This window comes from Marinobacter vinifirmus (assembly GCF_002258215.1).
GTDB lineage: Bacteria > Pseudomonadota > Gammaproteobacteria > Pseudomonadales > Oleiphilaceae > Marinobacter > Marinobacter vinifirmus.
In genome coordinates this window covers 98110-122209 of sequence record NZ_NEFY01000004.1, presented here as the reverse complement: position 1 = coordinate 122209, position 24100 = coordinate 98110, and the positions used below count along the sequence as shown (strand labels likewise).

Genomic DNA, 24100 nt, shown 5'->3' with positions numbered 1-24100 from the left:
TCACAACTATTTTTGCAGTTCATCCCACGGGTGTACGGGCACCACTGCGTCTTCCGATACTTCACTCTCGAACGAGCTTCGGAAATAGTCCATGGCTTTTTCTGCCTCACCCAGCTCGTCAAATCGGGCGATGTGGTAGATGGCTTCGCCCTCGTTCACCAGCGGCAGGTTGTTCACACAGATAACAATGCCGGAACAGGGCGAGGTAATGGCCACTTCGGTTTCGCCGAAGGGGTCCGCCACCATGGCCAGCTTCTGGCCTTTACGCACTTTCTGGCCAAGGCTGGCCACCGGGCGCATGATGCCGTCCATATCTGCCCGCACCCACTGTGAGTTCGCAGCGGTTTCCGAGCGTTTTTTCGGCGCTTTCGGGCCTTTCTTGGCGGGCACCATTTCCAGCTCGCGCATCACCCGGATGATGCCTTTTACGCCGCTGGCAATCACCACATCATCAAAGCGCAGGGCTTCGCCACCTTCAAAGGTGATCACCGGGATATCCAGTGAGTCGGCGTAGGCCCGCAGGCTGCCTTCCCGCAAACCGGCATTGATAATGATCGGCGCACCAAAGGCGTCTGCCATGCGGGAGGTTTCCGGGTTCTTCAGCTCGGCGCGGATCTGTGGCAGGTTGAACCGGTGAATGGCCCCGGTGTGCAGGTCGATAATATGGGTCACGTTTTCCATGATCTGGGTGCGCAGCAGGTAGGCAATACGGCCACCCAGCGAACCGCTCTCGCTACCGGGAAAACACCGGTTCAGGTCACGCCGGTCCGGCAGGTAGCGGGTGCGCTGCACAAAGCCGAAAATGTTGACGATCGGCACCGCCACCAGGGTGCCGCGAAGATGCCGCAAGGCGCCGTTCTTCAGTACCCGGCGGATGATTTCCACACCGTTGATCTCGTCGCCATGAATGGCTCCACACACCATCAGAACAGGCCCGTCACGGCGGCCATGCACCACTTCCACCGGAATATGCAGCGGGGTGTGGGTGTAGAGTTTGGCTACCGGAACTTCCACAGTCACACGGGTACCCGGCTTTACCTGTACTCCGGCAATCTCGAACGGTGCTCTTGCCATGCGCGCTTATCCTCTGCCCCGGGTCTTGGTTTTCCAGGGTTTGTAGTTCTTTTCAGTCCAGTTGATGATCATGCCGGCCACGTTCTTGCCGGTAGCATTCTCGATGCCTTCCAGGCCCGGTGAAGAGTTTACTTCCATCACCAGCGGGCCACGGCTGGAACGCAGCAAATCCACACCGGCCACGTTCAGGCCCATGGCCTTGGCAGCGGTAATGGCGGTGCGGCGCTCTTCCGGGGTAATCCGCACCAGCGAAGCGGTACCGCCCCGGTGCAGGTTTGAGCGGAATTCACCTTCCGCGCCCTGGCGCTTCATAGCGGCGATAACCTTGTCGCCGATGACAAAGCAGCGGATGTCGGCACCGCCGGCTTCCTTGATGAATTCCTGCACCAGGATGTCGGCTTTCAGGCCCATAAAGGCTTCAATCACAGACTCGGCGGCTTTGCGGGTTTCCGCCAGCACCACACCAATGCCCTGGGTACCCTGCAGCAGTTTGATGACCACCGGCGCGCCACCCACCATCTTCAGCAGCTCCGGCACGTTGTCCGGTTTGTTGGCAAACCCGGTTACCGGCATGCCCACGCCCTTACGGGCCAGCAACTGCAGGGAGCGCAGCTTGTCCCGGGAACGGGTAATGGCCACCGATTCGTTGAGTGGAAATACACCCATCATCTCGAACTGGCGCAGTACCGCGGTGCCGTAAAAAGTGACCGAGGCGCCGATTCGCGGAATCACCACATCGAAGTCTTCCAGCACTTCTTCGTGGTAATGGATCAGCGGGTTGGCAGACGTGATGTTCATGGAGCAATGCAGGGCGTCAATCACCTTCACTTCATGGCCACGATTGATGCCTTCCTCCACCAGCCGACGGGTGGAATACAGGTGCCGGTTTCGCGACAGTACCGCAATTTTCATAATCAGTTCCTTGGTGCCGGCTTGCCGGCAAGGTAAGAAGCTTCGGGATAAATGGTGGTTCGCCCCGCCATGGCAGTGCGCCCCAGCAACATCCGGAACCGCATGGAGTCCCGGTTGGTTAAGGTCATTTCAATGGGCCAGCTCTGGTCACCCAGTACCAGGGTGGTTTCGATCACCAGCCGTTGTTCTTTGTGGCCACCGGAATCCGACACGGTGCGTTCATCCAGCACCCGGGCGTCGCATTCCACCACGTGGTGCAGGTCGTTCTGTATCGGGTGCACCCAGAACTTCACCCGGCGCTCGCCGTTTTCAGTGTAGGGTTCCGTCCGGAAAGTATGCAGGCACGAGGTGCGCGCGCCGGTATCTACCTTGGCCTTGATCCGGCCAATGCCCAGGTCCGGCAGGCCCACCCATTCGCGCCAGCCAAGTGACACCTTGTTTTCAGCTTCGGTGGGCGGAGTAGTTTTGATCACTTCAGTCGTTTCTGTCGACATCCGGGGAATCCTTATCTTTTTGTTGTTCCGGGGCCATCAATTGCACCCGGAAGGGCTCGGAATGACTACCGGCATACACGCTGGTATGGGGGAAAGGTATTTCTATGCCGTGCTCGTCCAGGGCTTTTTTGACGGCAATCATCATGCTGCCCCGGCCATCAAGGAATTCTTCTCTGGGCACCCAGAAGGAGAACTGCAAATCGACCGAAGACGCCCCAAACCCGGTAACCAGAACAAAGGGTTTCGGCTCTTCCAGGCACACGGTGTTCTGCTGCGCCAGTTCCAGCAGCAAATCCTGCACCTTTTCCACGTCCTCCGCGTAGGCGATGCCCAGAACCAGGTCGATCCGGCGGATTGGAAAGCGGGAGCGGTTGATCACCCGGGTTTTGATCAGGGTTTCGTTGGGTATGCGCACGTACAGGTTGTCGGCCGTTCTGAGCTTTACGCTGAGCAGGTCGATTGCCACCACTTCCCCGATGGTGGCATCCACCTCGATGGTGTCACCAATCTCGAACGGCTTTTCCATCACCAGGAACAGGCCACTGATAATGTTGGAGGCGGAGGTCTGGGAGGCAAAGCCGATAGCGACCGTGAGAATACCGGCAGCGCCCAGCACCACTTCCAGGGAGAAGCCGGCTTCCCTGAGCGCGGCAACGGCAAACAGTAGAAACACCAGGTAAAAGAACACCCGCCGGATCATCACCTGGTGATGGCGGGTTGTCCTGGTTTCTACCAGGCGGCCGACACTGCGGGCAACAAAGGTGGCCAGCACAATCCCCAGCACCAGCAAAAAGCCCGCCGAAAGCCACTTGCCCCAGGCAATACTTCCGATCACCTGTGCGATGGTTGTCTGTAACGTTTCAAGCACCTTCGCGGCTCCCTGTGCCGTGATTAACCGAATATATGATCAAACGCACGCACCAGTCTCCGGCCCTTGGCGAGTTTTTCCCTGGCCGGTGCCAGCAACTCGCATTCACCGGCAGCCTGCGGTGCCGATTGATCAATTCGCAGGCTGGCGGAGTTCATATCCGTTTCGCATTCGACGGTAATCCCCGGCGTCCAGAGCAGCCCCTGGCCGTTACGGTACACCGACAGCAACGGTGTGGGCAGGCTGAACCGCTCAAGCAACAAAGGCCTTTCCCGGCGGTTGATGATGGTAACCGGCGTAACCGCCCGCCATGGCCGCTTGGGTACTGCCTCCAGGGCCAGCCGGCCATAGGTGGAAGAGGCGTAGCAGATTTCCCCCTCCATCGAGTTCCGGCCAAGCCAGGTACGTGACGGCACCGCCAGCGGCACTTCTGTGAGCTCACTACGGCCTTCGCCCACGCATACCTTCATCCAGAGATTGGTCCCCACATAGAGCACACAGCGGCCACCGGCCGGCACCGTTAAAGGCTGGGACGGGCGGATTACCGTGGGCAAGCTGGCCATTGCGGGAATAAAACACACCTCGCCGTTATCACCGGAGCGCACGAAACGCTGTACAGGGATTTCCGACGACGGCAGGCTGTGGCCGATGGTCTCGAACCAGGTAAGCGGGTCTGCCGAATCTTCCGGCTGCTGCACCACAAAACGCACCTGCCACTCCTGGTCCAGCAGGGTGACCCACAAATGCGTATGCCCCAACCGGTGTTGCTGGGTCTGGCCGGAAGCCAGTTGATACGGGTGTGCCCAGACACCGTCGCGCTGGCCTTCGGGGTAAACACTCATGCTGCGGAAAATGCTCCTTTTCATGGCAGGCCGTGATGTTTAACTATAATCCAGTATCGCCCCGGCAGCGAATATACAAGCCAATGATTTAAGAATGTAATTACCCTTATTCACCCTCTGGCCAAAATGGATGTTCCAATGACACAGCTGGTCTGGTTCCGCAACGATCTGCGCCTTGCCGACAACCCCGCCCTGACCGCCGCCTGCCGCAGCGGCAACCCCGTTCGGGCCTGCTTTATTGTTACCCCGAAACAGTGGCAGGAACACGACTGGTCTGCGGCCCGGGTACAATTTGTGCTGGAACACGCCAACAGCCTGGCCCGGCAGCTCGCCAGGCTGGGCATAGGCTTGTCATTCCTGAACGCTGACACCTTTGCCGACAGCCTCGGCACGCTTGAATCGTTCTGCAAAGAGCATGGCATTACCGCCCTGCACTTCAACGAAGAGTACGGCATCAACGAACGCCGCCGCGACAAGCAGGTCCACGACCGCCTGGACGAGCTGTCTGTCAAGGTAAACAAATACCGTGACCAGACCGTGGCACCGGTGGGCCAGATACTTACCCAGCAGAATGAACCCTATTCGGTGTTTACCCCGTTTTCACGGCGCTGGCGCACCTGGATAGAAGAAACCCAGCCCACGCTTTACCCGGCGCCCTCAGCCCAGGGCCCTGAAGTACAGGCCGAGCAGACCGACACTCTACCCGCACCGTTCAGCGGTGCACCGGAACCCCTGGTTCCCACCGGAGAAGACGCCGCCCACGACCAGCTGGAAGAATTCCTGGCCGAGCGAGCAAAAGACTACAAAGACAACCGCGACTTCCCGGCCCTGGACGGCACCAGCCAGCTATCGCCATACCTGGCCAACGGCGTGCTTTCCGGCCGCCAATGCCTGATCGCCGCCAAACAGGCCGGTGTTTCTGGTGATGGCATCGAAACCTGGATCAACGAAATCGCCTGGCGGGATTTTTACATAAACATCCTTTACCACTACCCGAGAGTGAGCATGGGGCGGGCGTTCAAGGAGGAAACTGAGGCTCTGGTGTGGAATAAACCCGGCGAGAATTTTGAAGCCTGGAAAGAAGGCCGGACGGGCATTCCGATCGTCGATGCTGCCATGCGCCAGCTGAAGGAGACCGGCTGGATGCACAACCGCCTGCGAATGATTACTGCCATGTTCCTGACCAAGAACCTGTTCATCGACTGGCGACTGGGCGAGGCCTGGTTCATGCAGAATCTGGTGGATGGTTTTCTGGCATCCAATAACGGCGGCTGGCAGTGGAGTGCCTCAACCGGTACCGATGCAGCGCCTTATTTTCGCGTGTTCAATCCGGTCACCCAGAGTGAGCGGTTTGACCCGAAAGGGGAGTTTATCCGGCAGTGGGTGCCGGAGTTGGCCAAACTGGATAACAAGCGGATTCATGATCCATCCAAGGGCGGCGTCATTCCGAAAGGCTACCCCCGTCCCATAGTGGACCTGAAAGAATCCCGAAAGGAAGCCATAGCAAGGTTTCAGGCGCTAAAGGACTGAGCTTCTGGCGCTTGGCCGGCCGCGCCGGGTTGGGGCTGCCCTTCCAAAAACCGCTCCTTGCGGCACATCCATGTGGCGCTTCTGCTCCGCCATCCATGGCTCCGCACATTTTTGGAAGGGCAGCCCCAACCCGGCACTAGTCTGGTGCTAGCCGCCGCACACCGGGCAGTCCGGGTCTTTGGCGAGTTTCATTTCTCGCCATTCCATTTGCCAGGCGTCCAGGATCAACAATCGGCCCACCAACGGATGGCCGACACCTGAGATTAGCTTGATCGCTTCCATCGCTTGGGCCGAGCCAATCATGCCCACCAATGGAGCGATAACACCCGCTTCGGAGCAGGTCAGGTCTTCGTTTCCTTGCTCAGGGTATAAACAGTGGTAACAGGGGCTTTCGGGGTGGCGGGGATCATAAACGGACAACTGGCCTTCACCGCGAATCGCAGCACCAGAAACCAGCGGCACCCCGGAAGCTACCGAGGCTCTATTCAACGCGAAGCGGGTGTTGAAGTTGTCGGTGCAGTCCAGCACCAACGTGGATTCAGTAACCAGCTGTTTGAGATCATCTCCATCCACCCGGCGATTGACGGCGTTAACAGTGATCTCGGGGTTGATCGCCCGAACCCGCTCCGCCAGGCGCTCGGCCTTGGAGTCACCCAGCCAGCTTTGCTGAAACGCAATTTGCCGTTGCAGGTTGGCCAGTTCGATCTGGTCGTCGTCTACCAGGGTCAGGTGACCGACGCCTGCCGCGCCCAGATACAGTGCCACGGGGCAACCCAGGCCGCCGGCGCCGATGACCAGTGCATGGGCGGCTTTGAGTTTTTCCTGGCCGGCGATGTCGAACCGGGGCATCAGGATTTGTCGGCTGTAGCGGAGCAGTTCTTCGTCGCTGAGCATGGTTGTTCTCGCTATTGGTCGCGGGCGGGCTTGCGGGCCAGGGTCATGCGATCGTTGCCGCCGTAGTCTTTGCGGGTTTCTATGTTGCGCCATCCGGCTTTGGCAAACAAATCTCTCACGGCTTCGCCCTGGTCGTAGCCGTGTTCCAGCAGCATCCAGCCATTCGGGTTGAGCCAGTCCAGGCCTTCGGTGACCAGCAGGCGGATGTCGTCCAGGCCATCTTCTCCGGCCACCAGGGCGGACTCGGGTTCGAAGCGCACATCGCCTTCCTTTAAATGGCGATCGCTGGCCGGGATGTAGGGCGGGTTGGAGATAAGAAGGTCGAAGCTTCCAGCCGGGATCTGGTCGAACCAGTGGCTCTGCACTACGGTGATGGGCAAGCCCAGTTGCTGGCTGTTTTCCCGGGCCAGGGCTACTGCCTCTTCAACCCGGTCGCTCGCCATGATTTGCCAGCCCGGCTGTTCGCTGGCCAGGGCCAGGGCTATGGCACCGGTGCCGGTGCCAAGGTCGAGTACCCGGGCGTTAGCGGGTAGTTCCAGTGATAACGCGGCCTCTACCACACACTCGGTATCGGGCCGGGGAATCAACGTTGAGGAACTGACTTTCAGGGGTAAGGACCAGAATTCCTGCTCGCCCAGCAGGTAGGCAATCGGTTGGCCGCTGGCGCGCTGCGCCACCAGGCTCATAAACTGCTCAGCCTTTTCCGCCGGCACTTCCCGTTCGGGCCAGGCCCGGAAGCTGGTCCGGCCCAGGCCGGTCACGTAACTCAGCAGTAGTTCGGCATCCAGCCGGGGCGAGTCGCCGCCAATCTGGTCGGCGGCGCTCTTCAGGAGGGCTTCGCAGGTCAGCGAGGGCTCACTGCTCATTGGCCAGTTCAGCCAGCAATTCAGCCTGGTGTTCCTGCTGCAGCGGCAGCACCACCGCATCCAGGTCGCCGGCAATCACTTCGTCGAGCTTGTACAGGGTCAGGTTGATGCGATGATCGGTTACCCGGCCCTGGGGGAAGTTGTAGGTGCGGATGCGCTCGGAGCGGTCACCGCTGCCCACCAGGCTTTTACGGGTTTCCGCCATGCTTTTCTGCTGCTTTTCCAGCTCGGCATTCTGCAGGCGTGACGCCAGCAGGCTCAGGGCCTTGGCCCGGTTCTTGTGCTGGGAGCGCTCTTCCTGGCATTCCACCACGATGCCGGTCGGCAGGTGGGTAATGCGAATGGCGGAGTCGGTCTTGTTAACGTGCTGGCCACCAGCGCCGGAGGAACGGAAGGTGTCCACACGCAGGTCGGCCTTGTTGATTTCGATGGCTTCGGCTTCATCCGCCTCGGGGATCACCGCCACGGTGCAGGCGGAGGTGTGAATACGGCCCTGGGATTCGGTTTCCGGTACCCGCTGTACCCGGTGCGCGCCGGACTCGAATTTCAGGGCACCGTATACGCCGTCGCCGGACAACCGGGCAATCACTTCTTTATAGCCGCCGTGCTCGCCTTCGTTTTCGCTCAGTACTTCTACCTGCCAGCGGCGTTTCTCGGCGTAGCGGGAATACATGCGGAACAGGTCGCCCGCAAAGATGGCGGCTTCATCACCACCGGTACCGGCCCGCACTTCCAGGAACACGTTCTTGGTGTCGTTGGGGTCTTTCGGCAGCATCAGGCGCTGCAGTTCTTCATCCAGCTCTTCACTGCGGGCTTCGGCGCCGTCCAGCTCTTCTTCAGCCATGGCGCGCATGTCGGCATCGCCGTCTTTCAACAGTTCTTTCGCTTCACTGATGTCGTCGAGGGACTGTTGCCAGGACTGGAAGCACTTTACCACCGGCTCGATTTCGGCAAACTCCCGGGATAACTCACGGAACTTGTCCTGGTTGGAGATAACGGAGGCATCGCTCAGCAGTGCGCTCACCTCCTCGAACCGCTCTACCAACCGTTCGAGGCGGGACTGGATGGATGGCTTCATAGTTTTTCCGTGGTGATGGGCTCGTCCGCATCCAGCGTATCCAGCTGGTAGAGCTCCCTCAGGCATTCCGTGACTTCCGCCCGGCCCTCGGCCATGGCCTTGCGAACCTGGATGGAAGGTTGGTGCAGCAGTTTGTTGGTCAGGCCCCGGGCCATGCTTCGCAGCACTGTCTCGGGGTCTGCGCCGTTGCGCAGGGCGCGCAGGGCTTTTTCGGTTTCCGCATCGCGCATCACTTCTGCCCGCTGACGGAAGACTTTCAGGGTAGAAACCGCATCTAGGGCCCGCAGCTGCTCCAGGAAATCCTGGACGCCACTGCTGATCAGGTTTTCGGCCTCACGGGCTGCGCCTTCCCGGGAGCGGATGTTTTCTTCGATTACCTGCTTGAGGTCATCAACGGTATACAGGTAGACGTCTGCCAGCGAGGCAACTTCCGGTTCGATATCCCTCGGTACAGCGATATCCACCATGAAATACGGGCGGTGTTTGCGCTTTTTCAGGGCCCGCTCAACGGCACCCTTGCCCAGAATGGGCAGCGGGCTGGCGGTGGAGGAAATGACAATGTCGACATCCGCCAGGTGGTCCGGAATCTCGGACAGCAGAATGCCCTTTCCGCCGTGGGCCTCGGCCAGGGACTGGGCCCGCTCGAGGGTACGGTTGGCAATCAGGAACTGGCGCACACCGGCTTCCGAAAGGTGTTGCGCAACCAGCTCGATGGTTTTACCGGCACCAATCAGCAAGGCCTTGTTGCGGGACATATCCGCAAAGATATGGTGCGCCATGCTGACCGAGGCATAGGCCACAGATACCGGGTTTTCGCCGATAGCAGTCTGGGTTCGCACCCGCTTGGCAACCGAGAAAGTGTGTTCGAACAACCGGGTCAGGAAGGAACCGGTGGCACCGTGTTCCCGGGCCAGGGAATAGGCATCTTTCAGCTGGCCGAATATCTGCGGCTCGCCCAGCACCATGGAATCCAGGCCGGAGGCAACGCGCATCATATGGCGAACGGCATCGGAATCCCGGTGCAGGTAAAGCACGTTCTCCAGGTCTGCTACGTCCAGGTCGTGGAAGCCCGCCAGCCAGCGCAGCACGGTAGGCGCGCAGTCGTCGTCACCGGCCAGGTACAGCTCAGTACGGTTACAGGTAGACAGAATGGCAGCCTCACCGGCACCGGAGGCAGCACGCAGTTCGGAAAAGGCTTCCGCCATCCGCTCCGGAGTGAACGCTACACGCTCGCGAATTTCTACGGGTGCGGTTCGGTGATTGATTCCCAGTGTCAGCAACGCCATTTTATGGTCAGATAACCCTGTTCCAGTCGTGGATATTCAAACAGCATTCTACCGGCGCAAGGCCCCGCCTGCCACCCGAAAACACCGGTGCTTCGGGAACTGCGGACAGGTTGGGCAAGATAAGACGCTTATGCCATTATAGGGTTTCGGCCACGACCGCAATCCGATTTGCCTCAATTAACGGGGCGAAAAGATGGTCTTTCCTGAAAAATCGCCTGAAACACACAGGAAATTGCATGCACAAATCCGCACCGTACCTGGTTACCTGCCTGCTGGGTTTTACCGTAGCTGTCCTGCCGGGCTGCGCCAGTTTTTCCGGAACCGCCGAAGAACCGGCACCTACGGTTCAGGCCGAGCAGGCTGAAACGGAAGAAATCCGGTACGCCGACTTTGAACCGGAAGTGCTGTACCAGCTGCTTACCGCAGAAATAGCCGCACAGCGTGGCCGCTATGACGTAACCCTGGTGAATTACCTGCAAGCGGCCAAGACCTCGGAAGACCCCGGAGTGATCGACCGGGCCATGCGGATTGCCCAGACCCTCAACGCCGACAACGCCCAGCAGCAGCTGGCCACGCTCTGGCTGGATATTGATCCGGACAACCTGCAGGCACACCGGGTAGCGGCCATTCAGGCAGTAAAGCGCCAGAACCTGGAAACCGCCCTGTTCCATATGGAGCAGATTATGGACCAGGGTGAAGATGCCGACTTCGACAGCCTGGCCGCCATGGCCGCCCGACTGCCACCGGCCCAGCAACAGGAACTGCTGGAGCTGTACCAGAACCTGGCCGAACGGCACCCGGAAACCCCCGAACTGGAATACAGTATTGCCCTGCTCCAGAAAATCACCGGCGAGCCGGAGACCGCACTGAAACAGTTGAACACCCTGCTCAATCGAGAACCGGAGTTCCAGCCGGCCATCATTTTGAAAGGTGACTTGCTGTATCAGACCGGGCAGAACCGCGACGCCCTGAATCACATGACCGCCGCCACCCGGCGCTTCCCTGCCAACCGGCAGATGGGCACCCTGTACGGCCGCATGCTGATCAACGAAGGCGAGCTGCAGGCCGCCCAGGACGAATTCGCCCGCCTGGTAAAACGCTATCCGGGCACCCCGGGGCTGCGACTGTCCCACGCCCTGGTGGCCCTTGAAAACCAGCAACCGGACCTGGCCAGGGAAGAGCTTACCCGCCTGACCGAACAAGGCCACCACACCGACGAAGCCAATTACTACCTGGGCCAGGTAGAAGAGCAGGCCGAAAACACCATTCAGGCCATCGGCTATTACCAGAGCGTGGAGCAGGGCAATTATTTCTTCCCGGCCCTGGCCCGCGCCAGCCAGTTGCAGGCCGAACTGGGCGAGCTGGACAACGCCCTGGCGAACATCCGGCAACTCCGGGACACCAACCCGGACCAGGCCGAACGCTTCTGGTTGCTGGAAGTCAATCTCCTGCTGGACCAGGAACGGGAACAGCAGGCCCTGGAGGCCGCCAACCTGGCCCTGGAGAGCTATCCGGAAAACATCGAAATCCGCTATGCCCGCGCCATGCTTCAAGACTCCATGGGCGATACAGACCCGGCCATCACAGACCTGCGCGCCATCATTGAAGCCCAGCCGGAGAACGCCGTCGCCCTGAATGCCCTGGGCTATATCCTGACCGTGCGTACCGATCAGCTGGACGAAGCGCGCGCGCACATCCAGAAAGCCCTGAGCCTGGACCCTGAAAACCCGGCCATTCTCGACAGCATGGGCTGGATCCTGTTCCGCCAGGGAGACAACCAAGGCGCACTGGAATACCTGTCCCGGGCGTGGGCCATCTACCCGGACCCTGAAGTAGCCGCTCACTATGGCGAAGTGCTTTGGGTAACCGGCAACGAAGAGCAGGCCCGCGTGGTTTGGGACGAAGCCCTGGACGAAGACCCGAACCATGACATCCTGAACGAAACCATTGATCGCCTGACCCGGAACGGGGGCAACCAATGACGGCCAGGCTACCCCTGATACTCCTTGCCGTACTGACCTTCAGCGGCTGCACCACCATTGCGCTGGAACCGCTGCCGGAAGGCATGACAGACCAGCCACCGGCAGACTGGACAGAACGCAGCCGGAACCTGGGCCGCTTTGACCACTGGCACCTGTCCGGCAAGCTTGCCGTCAAGCAGCCCTCCGACAGCGGCACCGCCGTGATCAATCGCTGGTTCCAGAATGGCGAGCAATACGATCTGTCCCTGTCGTCATCGTTTCTGGGCATGGGCACTACCCGACTTCAGGGCGTTCCGGGCTTTATCGAGCTCACCCTGGCCAATGGCGATGTTTACCAGTCTTCCGACCCGGAAACCCTGGTGAATGCCGCGACCGGCTGGCAGCTGCCCATCGACAGCCTGAGCTGGTGGATTCGCGGGCTGCCGTCACCGGATGGCGACTTCCGCCTGCTGTTCGACGAACACAGCCAGCTGGCCATCATCAGGCAGGACGGCTGGGAAATACGCTACGACCGCTGGCACGGCTTTATCGAAGACCTGCCTTCGCTGCCGGCCCGTATCACCGCCCTGAAAGAAGACAAGCGGGTTCGTGTGGTGATTGCCAACTGGCGCCGGGAGGACTAAACCTGTGGCCGAACTGACCCTGCCCTCGCCCGCCAAGCTCAACCTGTTCCTGCACATTGTCGGCCGCCGGCCTGACGGCTATCACGAGCTGCAGACCCTGTTCCAGTTTCTCGACTACGGGGACGAGCTCAGCTTTACCCTGACCCCGGATGAACCCGGTGTACGCCTGGCTGACCCGATTCCCGGCGTGCCCGACAGCGACAATCTGGTGGTGCGGGCCGCTCTGGCACTGGCAGAACTCAGCAAAGCCCCCCTGCCCGGCGTAACCATTCACCTGCACAAACGCCTGCCCATGGGCGGCGGCCTGGGTGGCGGCAGCTCCAATGCCGCAACCACCCTGCTGGCCATGAACCACCTGTGGCAGCTGCACCTGAATGAAGACCAGCTGGCAGAAATCGGCCTTGGCCTGGGCGCCGACGTACCGGTATTTGTGCGCGGCCACGCCGCCTTTGGAGAGGGTGTCGGCGAAAAACTGACCCCCGTAAACCCGCCGGAAGACTGGTTTGTTGTCCTGAAACCTGAGTGCGAAATAAACACCGGAAAGATTTTTTCAGAACAAGGGTTGACAAGGGACACACCAAAAATCAAAATACGCCCCGCTTTTGAGGGAGACGCCTCGAGGTACCGAAACGACTGTGAGGATGTAGTTCGCAAACTGTATCCGGAGGTTAACCAGAGCCTGGAATGGCTTTCACAATTCGGACCTGCAAGATTAACCGGAACCGGGGCTTGCATTTTTGGACGTTTCCCTACAGAATCCGCAGCCCGGATTATCTGGGAAAGCAAACCCTCCGGCATCACGGGGTTCGTAGCTAAAGGGGTGAACATTTCACCTCTACACCAAAAGCTAACAGAGCTGAAATGATGCCAAGAAAGCACGATGATATTGGGGTGTCGCCAAGTGGTAAGGCAACGGGTTTTGATCCCGTCATGCGCAGGTTCGAATCCTGCCACCCCAGCCACCTTTCTCCCGCTTCTTCTGAATCAAACGCCGATACTGAGAAGGATACTGTCGTGTCCAAACTGATGATCTTCGCCGGCAACGCCAATCCTGAACTCGCTCAGGATATTGCCAAGAAACTTCATATTCCCATGGGTCAGGCCACTGTTGGTCGTTTCAGCGATGGTGAAACCACCGTTGAGATCAACGAAAATGTGCGCGGCCACGATGTCTTTATCATCCAGCCCACCTGCTACCCGACCAACGACAACCTGATGGAACTGATCGTGATGGCCGACGCCCTGCGCCGCGCTTCCGCCACACGGATCACCGCCGTTATCCCCTATTACGGATACGCCCGTCAGGACCGTCGCGTTCGCTCTACCCGGGTTGCCATCAGCGCCAAGGTAGTAGCCGACATGATTTCCAGCATCGGCGTGGATCGTGTACTGACTGTAGACCTGCACGCAGACCAGATTCAGGGCTTCTTCGACATCCCGGTAGACAATATCTATGCCACGCCGGTTCTGCTCGAAGACATCGAGAAGCAGCGTTTCGAAAACTTTGTGGTTGTCTCTCCGGACGTCGGCGGCGTTGTCCGCGCCCGCGCCGTGGCCAAGCGCCTGGATGATGCCGACCTGGCCATCATCGACAAGCGTCGCCCCAAGGCCAACGTATCCCAGGTGATGCACATCATCGGTGATGTACGAGACAAGACCTGCATCCTGGTAGACGACATTGTCGATACTGCCGGCACCCTGTGCAAAGCCGCCAATGCCCTGAAAGAGCACGGCGCTTCCCGCGTGGTTGCCTACATTACCCACCCGGTACTTTCCGGCCCGGCTATCGAGAACATTAGCAACTCGGAGCTGGACGAACTGGTGGTATGTGACACCATCCCGCTGGGTGACAAAGCAAAAAATTGTGATAGAATCCGCCCCCTCAGCATGGCTGGGCTGCTCGCCGAATCCATTCGTCGTGTGAGCAACGAAGAGTCCATCAGTGCCATGTTCGAGAACGTCTGAGCCGGCAAAGCTCCGTAACACTCAGACTTAAAGGCAGTTTTCGGGTCGGGAGTCCAGCTGGGCTCCCGACTCTTTTAGTAGGCCAGATAACTGGCCTTTCAGAGAACTCATCTGTTCCAAGCCTGGTCGCGGGCCGTTCAGATGAATAACGAGGTACATACCATGTCCCAGGAATTCGTAATTGAAGCATTTCCTCGTGACGATCAGGGGAGAGGTGCGAGCCGCCGCCTGCGTCGCGAAGAGCGTAAAATCCCGGCCATCATCTACGGTGGCGGCAAAGACGCAACTCCGGTAGCCATCTGGCACAACGAGCTGAAAAAGGCCCTCGAAAACGAAGCCTTCTTCTCTCACATCCTGACTATCGACATTCAGGGCAAGAAAGAAAGCGTGATCCTGAAGGATCTGCAGCGTCACCCGTACAAGCTGCTGCTGACCCACGCCGACTTCCTGCGCGTTGACAAGGATCACGAGATCCACGTTAACGTACCGCTGCACTTCATCAACGAAGATGTTGCTCCGGCCGTTAAACTGCAGGGTGGTGTTGTTTCCCACACCATGACTGAAGTTGAAGTTATCTGTCTGCCGCAGAACCTGCCCGAGTTCATCGAAGTAGACCTGAACGAAGTAGAGATGGACCAGGTTGTTCACCTGAGCGATCTGAAACTGCCGAAGGGCGTTCAGGTTGCTGCCCTGCTGCAGGGCGAAGACCACGACCAGCCGGTTGCCTCTATCCACAAGCCGAAGGGTGCCAAGGCGGACGACGCCGAGGAAGCCGAAGGCGAGGAAGGCGGCGAGGAGTAATCACTCCGGGGGCAAAGGCGAATGGCACAGGATATTGTCATGGTGGTTGGACTGGGGAACCCCGGTGCCGACTACGAGAATACCCGCCACAACGCCGGCGCCCTGTTCGTCGAAGCGCTGGCCCGCGATGCGGGCCAGACGCTGCGCCCCGAAAAGAAGTACCACGGGCTGTATGCCCGCATTCAGTGGCAGGGCCTAGACCTGCACTTGCTGAACCCCAGCACCTTTATGAACCGCAGCGGCACCGCAATCAAAGCCCTGGCGGACTTTTTCAAGATTCCCCCCGAACAGATTCTTGTCGCCCACGATGAACTCGACCTGCCTCCCGGCACGGCCAAGCTCAAGAAAGGCGGCGGTCACGGCGGCCACAACGGTCTTCGGGACACCATTGCCCACCTGAGCACCAACGACTTCCAGCGTTTACGCCTTGGCATCGGCCACCCCGGCGACAGCCGCAAGGTAACCGGTTACGTACTGGGCCGCCTGGGCAAGCAGGAAACCGAGCAGCTCCATGCCGTCTTCGACGAAGTGATGCGGGTACTGCCCGATGCTGCCAGCGGAAAACTGGCCGCGGCCATGAACCGCCTGCACAGCTTCAAACCGACTCCCTGAGCAGGGGCACAACCCCTTACTCGCACCCTTACCGATACACCGGTATAATCCGCCCAAATTTTTCAGTTCCAGCAGAGGCATTCCATGGGATTTAACTGCGGCATCGTCGGCCTTCCCAACGTCGGCAAATCCACCCTGTTTAACGCACTGACCAAAGCCGGCATCGGCGCGGAAAACTTCCCCTTCTGCACCATCGAGCCGAACGCCGGCGTGGTGGCCATGCCGGACCCCCGCCTGACCAAGCTGGCGGAAATTGTAAAGCCTGAGCGCGTGGTTCCCACCACCATGGAATTCGTGGACATCGCCGGCCTGGTTGCCGGTGCATCCAAGGGTGAAGGCCTGGGTAACCAGTTCCTGGCCAACATCCGCCAGACCGACGCCATCGCCCACGTAGTGCGCTGCTTTGAAGACGGCAACGTGATTCACGTAGCCAACAAGGTAGACCCGGCTTCGGACATCGAAGTGATCAACACCGAACTGGCACTGGCTGACCTGGACACCGTCGAGAAAGCGATCAAGCGAGTACAGCGCGTCGCCAAGAGCGGCGACAAGGAAGCCAAGGCCCAGCTGGAGATGTTTGAAAAGCTGTTACCGGTGCTGAACGAAGGCAAACCCGTTCGCGGCATGGGCCTGGACAAAGACCAGATGGCACTGATCCGTGAACTGTGCCTGCTTACCGTCAAGCCCACCATGTACATCGCCAACGTGAACGAAGACGGCTTCGAGAACAACCCGCACCTGGACACTGTGCGCAAAATCGCCGAGTCCGAAAATGCGGTAGTCGTGCCTATCTGCAACAAACTGGAAGCAGAAATCTCGGAACTGGAAGACGAAGAGAAATCCATGTTCCTGGATGAAATGGGCATGGAAGAGCCGGGCCTGGATCGCGTCATCCGCGCCGGCTACGGCCTGCTGGGCCTGCAGACCTACTTCACCGCCGGGGTTAAGGAAGTCCGCGCCTGGACCGTAAAAATCGGCGCCACCGCTCCCCAGGCCGCCGCAGTTATCCACACCGATTTCGAGCGGGGCTTCATCCGCGCCGAAGTTATCGGCTATGACGATTTCGTACAGTACAACGGCGAAGCCGGCGCCAAGGATGCCGGCAAGTGGCGCCTGGAAGGCAAGGAATACATCGTTAAAGACGGCGACGTTATCCACTTCCGCTTTAACGTGTAATTTTTCCGGAATTTTGGGCTCAAGGCCTTGACACCCTGAGCTCAAATACCGAAAATACGCGCCTCGTTTGGGGCATGCCCTGAAGCGAAATGGCAAGGTAGCTCAGTTGGTTAGAGCACAGCACTCATAATGCTGGGGTCGGCGGTTCGACTCCGCCCCTTGCTACCAGTATTCTGAAAGCCCGGTTCGAAAGAACCGGGCTTTTTCAGTTCTGGGGACGACCCCACCCTTCCCGGGAACAGGACGCGGGACGACCCGCCTACGCTACTCCCAACACCATGCGAACCACAAAAGACCGAATCCGCCAGGCCATTTCCTTTGAAGTGATCGGCCTGCTCATATCAACTCCCCTGGCCGCCTTTGTCTTTGGCCTGGATCTTGGGGAAACCGGTGTACTTGCCGCCATCGGCGCCACCATGGCAACCCTGTGGAACTATATCTTCAACCTGATGTTTGATCACGGCCTGAAGCGGTTCACCGGCACTACCCGGAAAACCCTCAAGCTGCGATTCCTGCATGCCATCAGTTTCGAGTTCGGGCTAATGCTGGCATTCCTGCCAGTGATCGCCTGGTGGCTCGACATCGGCCTGCTGGATGCGCTGATCGTAGATATCGCCTTTGTGGTGTTTTACCTGGTTTACGCCTTTGTGTTTACCTGGTGCTACGATACCGTGTTTCCCGATAACGATGCCGGCCCGGCATCTACCAACCAGATCCGTTAAACCGAACAAAAGGCTGCCCGCTGCCATGCAGGAATCAATCACCTCCGGCGTTTCCCTGGATCGCCTGAAGCGTATTACCCGCCACTTCGACGAGAACTATATTCAACCCGGCAAGATTCCGGGGGCGGTCACGCTGGTGGCCCGGCATGGCAAGGTTCTCTGGTGTGAAGCCCAGGGCCTGAGAGATGTCGAGCGCGACCTGCCCATGGAACGGGATACCGTGTTCCGCATCTATTCCATGACCAAGCCCATCACTTCCATCGCCATGATGCAGCTGTATGAGCAAGGCAAATTTCTGCTGAACGACCCGGTACACAAGTACATTCCATCCTGGCGAAACCTTCAGGTGTACACGGGTGGCCGCTACCCGGATTTCGAAACTGAACCGGCAGCCACCACCATGACCATCCGGGACCTGATGACCCACACCTCCGGGCTGACCTACGGTTTCACCGAGCGAACAGAAGTCGATGCCGCCTATCGCCAGCTGAAACTGGATGGCAGTTCGATCCTGACCCTGGACAAGCTGGTGGATCGCCTTGCAGAACTGCCACTGGAGTTCTCACCGGGCACCGCGTGGAACTATTCCGTATCCACCGATGTACTGGGTTACCTGGTTGAGCTGTTATCCGGCAAGCCACTGGATGCGTACTTCCGTGAGCACATTTTCGAACCACTGGGCATGGCCGACACCGGCTTTCAGGTCCGGCAGGACCAGCAGGAACGTTTCGCCGCCTGCTACCTGTACCAACCCGGAGACACCATGAAGCTGCAGGACGACCCGGAGCGCTCCCGCTACCTGAAGGAGCCAAAGTTCCTGTCTGGCGGAGGTGGACTGGTGTCCACCATTGATGACTATTTCAGGTTCGCCCAGGCCCTCTGCCAGGGTGGAGCGTATCAGGGCCAGCGCATCATCGGGCGCAAAACCCTGGAATTCATGCGCCTGAACCACCTGCCCGGCGGCAAGGACCTGCCGGGGCTCTCTATTGGCGGCTTCAGCGAAACACCCTATGCCGGCAGCGGGTTCGGGCTGGGCTTTTCGGTGAAAACCGATGTTGCCAGTTCTGCCACCATCGGCTCGGAAGGCGAATTCGGCTGGGGCGGACTGGCCAGCACCAGCTTCTTTGTGGATCCTGTGGAAGACATGGTGGTGCTCTTCATGACCCAGCTGATGCCATCTTCCTCCTACCCCATCCGCCAGGACCTCCGGGCACTGGTGTACGGAGCCCTGAACTGATACCGCCATCTGCTTTATAAGGCTATAACTGCTGGTACCGTGCCGAACCGCAATAGCCTGTGGCATACTCGGTTTCTCAAACCAATAATGAACAATCCACCCGCAAGGAATGTTGTGATGAAACCAGCAACTCTCGCGCTGCACGCCGGCTTCAAGAGCGACCCGACCACCAAGGCCGCCACCACTCCTATTTACCAGACCACGTCCTACACCTTTGATGACACCCAGCACGGTGCCGATCTGTTTGATCTGAAAGTTCAGGGCAACATTTACACCCGCATCATGAACCCGACCAACAATGTACTGGAAGAGCGCATGACCGCGCTGGAAGGTGGCGTTGGCGCACTGGCAGTAGCATCCGGCATGGCCGCAATTACCTACGCTCTGCAGACCATCTGCAAGGTGGGCAATAACATCGTCAGTACCAGTCAACTTTATGGCGGCACCTACAACCTGTTTGCCCACTCGCTGCCGAACCAGGGCATCGAGTGCAAGATGGTGCGCCACGATGATTTCGAGGCAGTCGAGAACGCCATCGACGACCAGACCCGCGCCCTGTTCTGCGAATCTATCGGCAACCCGGCCGGCAACGTGGTGGATATCCAGAAGTGGGCCGAAATTGCCCACAAGCACGGCATTCCGCTGATTGTCGATAACACCGTAGCGACGCCCTTCCTGTGCCGTCCGTTCGAACACGGCGCGGACATCGTGATCCACTCCCTGACCAAGTACATCGGCGGTCATGGCACCACGGTTGCCGGCATTGTTGTCGACTCCGGCAAGTTCGACTGGAAAGCCAGTGCCGACAAGTTCCCGATGATGAACCAGCCGGACCCGTCCTACCACGGCGTGGTTTACACCGAAGCCCTGGGCGAAGCTGCCTTCATCGGCCGCTGCCGCGTCGTGCCGCTGCGTAACACCGGCTCGGCCCTGTCGCCGTTCAACTCGTTCCTGATCATGCAGGGGCTGGAAACCCTGGCCCTGCGCATGGAACGCCACTGCGATAATGCCCAGAAGGTTGCCCAGTTCCTGCAGGATCACCCGGCCGTTGAGTGGGTGAACTACGCCGGCCTGGCCAACAGCCCCTACAAGGCCACCTGCGACAAGATCTGTGGCGGCAAGGCCTCCGGCATTCTGAGCTTCGGCATCAAGGGTGGCCGCGAGGCCGGCGCCAAGTTCATCGATGCCCTGGACCTGATCCTGCGCCTGGTGAACATTGGCGATGCCAAGTCCCTGGCTTGCCACCCGGCCACCACAACCCACCGCCAGCTCAACGCAGACGAGCTGAAGAGTGCCGGTGTGAGCGAAGACCTGGTGCGGTTGTCTATCGGTATTGAAGACGCCGACGACATCATCGCCGACATCACCCAGGCCCTGGACAAATCCCAGGCCTGACATTGATCAACCGGGTACGACCAATGTCGTGCCCGGTTACCCCGTGATTCCCCCTACCCGCCTTGTAACTGCCCTGCCGCAGGATTACTCTTTAAGGTTCTCCATACGTTGACCCGAGAGTTTCCGGCCCCATGAGCGACAGCGCAAAGCCCCGCATTACCAGTGGTTCCAAATTCCGTAACGAACACGGCTTTTCCGCCATCAAGGACGGCGTGAAGCGTTCATCCGCAAACACGGAAGACAAGCCCCTGGAGCGCAAGCCGAAATGGCTGCGGGCGCGTATGCCCGGTGGCGAGCGCTATGACGCGGTGCGCCGCAATGTCTCGGAACATCGCCTGAGCACCGTGTGCCAGGAATCCCACTGCCCCAATATCGGTGAATGCTGGACCAACGGCACTGCCACCATCATGGTGATGGGTTCTGTGTGCACCCGCGCCTGCAAATTCTGCGCAGTGGATACCGGCAACCCGAAAGGCTGGCTGGACCCGGAAGAGCCGGAAAACACCGCCAAGTCTGTGGAGCTGATGGGCCTGCGTTACATCGTGCTGACCTCCGTCGACCGCGACGACCTGCCCGACGGCGGCGCCGCTCACTACGCCGCCTGCGTATCTGCCATCAAACAGCGCACCCCGGAAGTGGCCGTTGAAGCCCTGACTCCGGACTTTGATGCGGTGATGAGCGATGTGGAAAAAGTCGTGGATTCTGGCCTGGATGTATTCGCCCAGAACGTGGAAACCGTCAAACGCCTGACCAGCCGTGTGCGCGACCCCCGCGCCGGATACGAGAAAACCCTGAGCGTCCTGGCCCACGCCAAGAAACACCGGCCAGACGTGCTCACCAAGACCAGCCTGATGGTCGGTCTGGGTGAAACCGAAGAAGAAATCCTGGAAACCATGGACGACCTGCGCGCCATCGGCGTAGACATCCTCACCATCGGCCAGTACCTGCGCCCCACCCCGAACCACCTGCCGGTGGAACGCTATGTGACTCCGGAAGAGTTCAACCGCTACCGTGAAATCGGCCTGGAAAAGGGCTTTATGGAAGTGCCCTCCGGCCCCATGGTGCGCTCCAGCTATCGCGCTGACCGGGTGTTCGACAAGAACAACCTGGGGCTGGCCGTGCCGGAAGTGCCCGCCTCCAACGCCATGCAGATCCCGGTGAAAGCCGTCGACTGATCCGTTCACAGATTCCCGGGCCGGAGGTCACAGTCGGCCCGGGTTTGTGGCACACTCTGCACTCGTTTTTTCAGCAGAGTAGTAAGCCATGAATCGCCTCGGCGCCCTGTACGACCGCTTTATCCTCCCCCACCCCTGGATTGTGCTGATCCTGTTCGGTGCCATCCTGGCCCTGGCAGCCTTGCGCTTTGATCAGTTCCGGCTGGATGCCTCCGCCGAATCCCTGGTCCTGGAAAACGACCGTTCCCTGGAAGAGTACCGGCAGGTAAACCGGATATTCACTACCTCTGACGACTTCCTGGTGGTGACCTATTCCCCCCGGGAAGACCTGTTCAGTGAAACCGGCCTGCAACGGCTGGCAGCCCTGAGAGACGAACTCCAGGCCCTGGAGGCGGTCGGCTCTACCAACAGCATTCTTAACGTACCCCTGCTGCACAGCCCGGACCTGACCCTCGATACCGTCGACAGTGAAATCAAAACCCTGGACGACCACGATGTGGCGCCCCAAACCGCCCGCCAGGCCCTGCTCGACAACCCCATGTACCCGAACCTGCTGCTCAGCGAAGACGCCGGTACCACCGCCATTCAGGTGAACCTGCCGACACCGGAGCGCTATTTTGAGCTGCTGAACCGCCGCAACGAACTGCGAGACAAGGCCAGCAGCGGCAATGCCAGTGCCGAAGACCAGCAGCAACTGGAACAGGTCAGCCGGCAGTTCATCGACTACACCGAACAGCTGGGTGCCGAGCGGGATGCCACCATTGGGCAGGTGCGCAGCATTCTGGACAACTACCGGGAGCACGCCAGCATCCACCTGGGTGGCGTACCGATGATTGTCGCCGACATGATCCGCTTTATCGAAAGCGATCTGTCCACCTTTGGCCTGGGCGTACTGGCCTTCCTGTTACTGACCCTCGCGATTATTTTCCGCCAGTGGCGATGGGTACTGGTGCCACTGTTGTGCTGTGGCTTCACCGTGTGGCTGATGATCGGTTTTCTGGGTTGGGCCCAGTGGCCGGTGACCGTGATTTCCTCCAACTTTATTTCCCTGCTGCTGATCATGACCCTGTCGCTCACCATCCACCTGATTGTGCGCTACCGGGAATTCCAGCACGACGAACCAGGTGCCGCGCCCCGGGATGTCCTGCGCCGCACCATCATGGCCATGGTCAAACCCTGTTTTTACATGGCGGTGACCACCATCGTGGCCTTCGGCTCACTCACCTTCAGCGGCATCCGCCCGGTGATCGACTTCGGCTGGATGATGACCCTCGGCCTTACCGTGGCGTTCCTGATCACCTTCCTGGTCTTCCCCGCCCTGCTCAGCCTGCTGCCACCGCCGCTGGATAACCGCGTAACGTCAAACAAGGTGCCCTTCACCGATGCCTTTGCCCGCTTTACCGAGCATTTCGGCGGCACCGTCCTGGTCGGCTCGGCAATCATCGCTGTGCTGTGTGTGATCGGCCTGAACCGGCTGACGGTGGAAAACAGCTTTATCGATTACTTCAAATCCTCTACCGAGATTCACCAGGGCATGATCACCATCGACGGCCGGCTGGGCGGCACGACCCCGCTGGATGTGGTGATTACCGATGAACCGGCACCCGAGAACCCGGGCGACGATCCCTTTGCCAGCGACTGCGATCCGTTCCTGGACGATTGCGGCGACGAGGAATACCGGGACACCTGGTACACCTACCAGAAAATGCGGGACCTGGGCGCGGTACACGACTACCTGCACAGCCTGCCGGAAACCGGCAAAGTGCTGTCGATCAGCACAACGCTGGACCTGCTGGCACAGGTAAACGGCGGTGAACCGCTGGATGCCCTGCAGCTGGCGTTTGTACCGGCTGCCGTGCCAGAAGACTTACAGGACATCCTGCTCACCCCCTATATTTCCGAGGAGCACGACCAGGCCCGGTTCAGCATCCGCATACTGGAAACCCTGCCGGAACTTCGCCGGCAGGAGCTGCTGGACAGAATCCGCAACCACCTGAGCACCGAACTGGGTTACGACAAAGACCGTATCCTGCTTTCGGGCATGACGGTGATGTACAACAACATGCTGCAAAGCCTGTTCGATTCGCAGATCAAAACCATCGGGGTCGTGTTTGGCGCCATCCTGGCCATGTTCCTGCTGTTGTTCCGCTCGGTAAAGCTGGCCCTGATCGGCATGGCACCCAACCTGATTGCCGCCGGCTCGGTGCTGGGCCTGATGGGCTGGCTGGGCATTCCGCTGGATATGATGACCATTACCGTGGCCGCCATTACCGTTGGCATCGCCGTGGATGACACCATTCATTACATCCACCGGTTCAAAACCGAGTTCGCCAAAGACGGTGCCTACCTGGCCACCATGCACCGCTGCCATCGCAGTATCGGCCAGGCCATGTTCTTTACCTCGCTGACCATCATCTCCGGGTTCTCGATCCTGGTGCTGTCGAACTTTATTCCCACGATCTACTTCGGCCTGTTCACCGGCTTCGCCATGTTCATGGCGCTGCTCGGCGCCCTGACCCTGCTGCCCCGGCTGATTGTCCTGCTCAAGCCTTTCCCTGCCCCATAATA

The 24100-nt window shown here is 59.4% G+C and carries 22 protein-coding genes and 2 tRNA genes; 15 read left to right on the top strand and 9 right to left on the bottom strand.

Translation table 11 applies throughout. The features are described from left to right. Positions 1-6: 6 nt before the first annotated feature. The 5 genes from B9Q17_RS06815 to B9Q17_RS06795 are packed head-to-tail and all read right to left on the bottom strand — an operon-like array spanning position 7 to position 4190. A complete protein-coding gene (locus tag B9Q17_RS06815) occupies positions 7-1074 on the bottom strand; it encodes a succinylglutamate desuccinylase/aspartoacylase family protein (RefSeq protein WP_058340343.1) in 1068 nt (355 codons plus the stop codon). A 6-nt stretch (positions 1075-1080) separates the two neighbouring features. After that, on the bottom strand, positions 1081-1986 hold the full coding sequence (gene rimK / locus B9Q17_RS06810; RefSeq protein WP_058091875.1) for a 30S ribosomal protein S6--L-glutamate ligase: 906 nt from the start codon (positions 1984-1986) through the stop codon (positions 1081-1083). Between the two features lie 2 nt (positions 1987-1988). After that, positions 1989-2480 carry an ATP-dependent zinc protease family protein gene (locus tag B9Q17_RS06805; protein ID WP_094624632.1) on the bottom strand — a complete coding sequence of 164 codons (492 nt, stop codon included), beginning with the start codon at positions 2478-2480 and terminating at the stop codon, positions 1989-1991. Then, on the bottom strand, positions 2461-3348 hold the full coding sequence (locus B9Q17_RS06800) for a mechanosensitive ion channel family protein (RefSeq protein WP_058340345.1): 888 nt from the start codon (positions 3346-3348) through the stop codon (positions 2461-2463). Before B9Q17_RS06800 ends, B9Q17_RS06805 begins: the two co-directional genes overlap by 20 nt. A 23-nt stretch (positions 3349-3371) precedes the next feature. Further along, positions 3372-4190: a DUF432 domain-containing protein gene (locus B9Q17_RS06795; protein WP_094624631.1), complete on the bottom strand. Its 819-nt coding sequence runs from the start codon at positions 4188-4190 to the stop codon at positions 3372-3374. Between the two features lie 138 nt (positions 4191-4328). Between B9Q17_RS06795 and phrB the strand changes: the two genes are divergently transcribed. Next, positions 4329-5720, top strand: a complete 1392-nt coding sequence (gene phrB, locus B9Q17_RS06790; protein WP_094624630.1) for a deoxyribodipyrimidine photo-lyase — start codon at positions 4329-4331, stop codon at positions 5718-5720. Between the two features lie 147 nt (positions 5721-5867). Here phrB and B9Q17_RS06785 read toward each other — a convergent pair whose 3' ends face one another. From B9Q17_RS06785 to hemA, 4 genes are read right to left on the bottom strand one after another with little or no spacing between them, the layout of a single operon-like run. Beyond that, complete coding sequence (locus tag B9Q17_RS06785; protein WP_094624629.1) at positions 5868-6614, bottom strand: HesA/MoeB/ThiF family protein; 747 nt, start codon at positions 6612-6614, stop codon at positions 5868-5870. A gap of 11 nt (positions 6615-6625) precedes the next feature. Further along, positions 6626-7480 carry a peptide chain release factor N(5)-glutamine methyltransferase gene (gene prmC, locus B9Q17_RS06780; protein WP_094624628.1) on the bottom strand — a complete coding sequence of 285 codons (855 nt, stop codon included), beginning with the start codon at positions 7478-7480 and terminating at the stop codon, positions 6626-6628. Further along, the gene (gene prfA, locus B9Q17_RS06775) at positions 7470-8558 is read right to left on the bottom strand and encodes a peptide chain release factor 1 (protein WP_094624627.1); all 1089 of its coding nucleotides are present in this window, start codon (positions 8556-8558) and stop codon (positions 7470-7472) included. The genes prmC and prfA overlap by 11 nt, the downstream gene beginning before the upstream one ends. Beyond that, positions 8555-9844 carry a glutamyl-tRNA reductase gene (hemA, locus tag B9Q17_RS06770; protein WP_094624626.1) on the bottom strand — a complete coding sequence of 430 codons (1290 nt, stop codon included), beginning with the start codon at positions 9842-9844 and terminating at the stop codon, positions 8555-8557. Before hemA ends, prfA begins: the two co-directional genes overlap by 4 nt. A 236-nt stretch (positions 9845-10080) precedes the next feature. On the opposite strand from hemA, the gene B9Q17_RS06765 reads away from it, so the two are divergent. The 14 genes from B9Q17_RS06765 to B9Q17_RS06700 all read left to right on the top strand — a co-directional run bounded on the left by B9Q17_RS06765 (position 10081) and on the right by B9Q17_RS06700 (position 24098). Beyond that, on the top strand, positions 10081-11826 hold the full coding sequence (locus B9Q17_RS06765; RefSeq protein WP_094624625.1) for a tetratricopeptide repeat protein: 1746 nt from the start codon (positions 10081-10083) through the stop codon (positions 11824-11826). Continuing rightward, positions 11823-12449 (top strand): lipoprotein insertase outer membrane protein LolB, encoded by a 627-nt coding sequence (gene lolB / locus B9Q17_RS06760; RefSeq protein WP_094624624.1) that lies wholly within the window; start codon positions 11823-11825, stop codon positions 12447-12449. The genes B9Q17_RS06765 and lolB overlap by 4 nt, the downstream gene beginning before the upstream one ends. 4 nt (positions 12450-12453) lie before the next feature. Next, positions 12454-13314 (top strand): 4-(cytidine 5'-diphospho)-2-C-methyl-D-erythritol kinase, encoded by an 861-nt coding sequence (gene ispE, locus B9Q17_RS06755; protein WP_094624623.1) that lies wholly within the window; start codon positions 12454-12456, stop codon positions 13312-13314. 22 nt (positions 13315-13336) lie between these two features. After that, positions 13337-13411 (top strand) — tRNA-Gln (locus B9Q17_RS06750). Between the two features lie 52 nt (positions 13412-13463). Further along, positions 13464-14414, top strand: coding sequence for a ribose-phosphate diphosphokinase (locus tag B9Q17_RS06745; RefSeq protein WP_058340355.1), 951 nt, complete (start codon positions 13464-13466; stop codon positions 14412-14414). 162 nt (positions 14415-14576) lie between these two features. After that, entirely contained in the window at positions 14577-15215 is a 639-nt protein-coding gene (locus B9Q17_RS06740) for a 50S ribosomal protein L25/general stress protein Ctc (RefSeq protein WP_058340356.1), read from the top strand. 21 nt (positions 15216-15236) lie between these two features. Next, positions 15237-15827: an aminoacyl-tRNA hydrolase gene (pth, locus tag B9Q17_RS06735; RefSeq protein ID WP_094624622.1), complete on the top strand. Its 591-nt coding sequence runs from the start codon at positions 15237-15239 to the stop codon at positions 15825-15827. A gap of 84 nt (positions 15828-15911) precedes the next feature. Continuing rightward, complete coding sequence (gene ychF, locus B9Q17_RS06730) at positions 15912-17003, top strand: redox-regulated ATPase YchF (protein WP_022987812.1); 1092 nt, start codon at positions 15912-15914, stop codon at positions 17001-17003. A 91-nt stretch (positions 17004-17094) separates the two neighbouring features. After that, positions 17095-17171, top strand: a tRNA-Met gene (locus B9Q17_RS06725). 110 nt (positions 17172-17281) lie between these two features. Continuing rightward, positions 17282-17725 (top strand): PACE efflux transporter, encoded by a 444-nt coding sequence (locus B9Q17_RS06720; RefSeq protein WP_094624621.1) that lies wholly within the window; start codon positions 17282-17284, stop codon positions 17723-17725. A gap of 25 nt (positions 17726-17750) precedes the next feature. Further along, on the top strand, positions 17751-18962 hold the full coding sequence (locus tag B9Q17_RS06715; RefSeq protein WP_094624620.1) for a serine hydrolase domain-containing protein: 1212 nt from the start codon (positions 17751-17753) through the stop codon (positions 18960-18962). Positions 18963-19079: 117 nt separating this feature from the next. Next, positions 19080-20357 (top strand): O-acetylhomoserine aminocarboxypropyltransferase/cysteine synthase family protein, encoded by a 1278-nt coding sequence (locus B9Q17_RS06710; RefSeq protein ID WP_094624619.1) that lies wholly within the window; start codon positions 19080-19082, stop codon positions 20355-20357. Positions 20358-20488: 131 nt separating this feature from the next. Beyond that, positions 20489-21532: a lipoyl synthase gene (lipA, locus tag B9Q17_RS06705; RefSeq protein WP_094624618.1), complete on the top strand. Its 1044-nt coding sequence runs from the start codon at positions 20489-20491 to the stop codon at positions 21530-21532. An 88-nt stretch (positions 21533-21620) separates the two neighbouring features. After that, positions 21621-24098 (top strand): efflux RND transporter permease subunit, encoded by a 2478-nt coding sequence (locus B9Q17_RS06700; protein WP_094624617.1) that lies wholly within the window; start codon positions 21621-21623, stop codon positions 24096-24098. Positions 24099-24100 lie beyond the last annotated feature (2 nt).